General features: G+C 48.3%; 1 protein-coding gene. It reads right to left on the bottom strand.

Annotated features, from left to right (window positions below; genetic code table 11):
* Nucleotides 1–760: SulP family inorganic anion transporter (locus ACWHAR_RS26340; RefSeq protein WP_452088332.1), on the bottom strand; the 760-nt coding region annotated here is incomplete at both ends.

Here is a 760-nt window from a genome sequence, read left to right as displayed (position 1 = left end):
AAATGTGACGACAAGCACGGCAGAGTCAGAATTTCTAATTTTCAAAATATTTATAAACTCTTTCCGCTCACTCATATTCCAAGCAACCACCATCAAAATCGGCGACATGCTTGCAAGCGGGATAAGGGAAGCGTATGGCGCAAACAAAAGCAGAACCAATAAAACGAACACACCGTGTACGATACCTGAAATCGGAGAAGCAGCGCCCGTTTTAATATTGGTCGCCGTACGGGCAATCGCACCTGTCGCCGGAATACCGCCGAACAGCGGTGCGGCGATGTTCGCAATTCCTTGGCCGACAAGTTCTTTATTGCTGTCATGCCTTGTCCCCTTCATATTGTCTGCCACCATCGCGGAAAGCAGCGATTCGATTCCTCCGAGCATTGCAATCGCAAGAGCGGGAGGCATCAGGTAAATGATTTTTTCCAATGACAACTCAGGAAATTGAAAGCTCGGCAAGCTGCGCGGAATTTCGCCGTAAGCTGATCCGATCGTCACCACCTGTTCGGGAAACAGCATCGTGGCAATGACCGTTGATACAAGCAAGCCTGCGAGCGCTCCCGGCACTTTCGGCAGAACCTTTGGCGTAAACAGCACAAAGAAGAGCGATACGACAGCCGTCAAAATGCTGTAAAAGCTGAGCGTATTCAGGTTGATGACAACCTCTCTCATATTCATATAAAAACTCTCATGCTTCTCGACATTTCTCAAGCCTAAAAACTTGGCGATTTCTCCGGTGAAAATAATCACCGCGATTCCG

This window comes from Bacillus sp. LR--39, assembly GCF_053613335.1.
This window is presented reverse-complemented; position numbering and strand designations above follow the sequence as displayed.